The 450-nt window shown below is 62.4% G+C and carries 1 protein-coding gene; it reads left to right on the top strand.

What is annotated here, in order from left to right; all coding sequences use genetic code 11:
- Positions 1-47: 47 nt before the first annotated feature.
- Positions 48-450, top strand: a 403-nt coding sequence (locus J5M71_RS28425; RefSeq protein WP_207838971.1) for a methyltransferase domain-containing protein, incomplete at its 3' end; no start/stop codon positions are given.

Consider the following 450-nt stretch of genomic DNA (forward strand, 5'->3'; position numbering starts at 1 on the left):
GCGGTATCGTGTCGACAGTCGACAGAAAACCCCAACAGGAGAACGCAATGAGTTGGTCTGCCCAGCAATACGTCGCTTTCGAAGATGAACGCACCCGCCCGGCCCGTGATCTGTTAGCGGCGATACCCACGGCGCACGCCCGGGCGGTGGTGGATATCGGTTGCGGGCCGGGCAATTCCACCGGGTTGCTGGTGCAGCGTTTTCCCGCTGCCAGGGTCAGTGGCCTGGACAGTTCGGCGGACATGATCGCCGCCGCGCGCAAGCGCTTGCCCGATGTGCAGTTCGAGGTGGCCGAGATCGACAAGTGGACCGATCAAGGCCCGTTCGATGTGATCTTCGCCAACGCGGTTTTGCAATGGGTGCCTGATCACGCTTCGTTGCTGCCAGCCTTGGCGAGCAAGCTTTCAGGCGGTGGCAGCCTGGCGATCCAGATGCCGGACAACCTCAACG

The sequence above is a fragment of the Pseudomonas sp. 43(2021) genome (assembly GCF_017490805.1).
Classification (GTDB): domain Bacteria; phylum Pseudomonadota; class Gammaproteobacteria; order Pseudomonadales; family Pseudomonadaceae; genus Aquipseudomonas.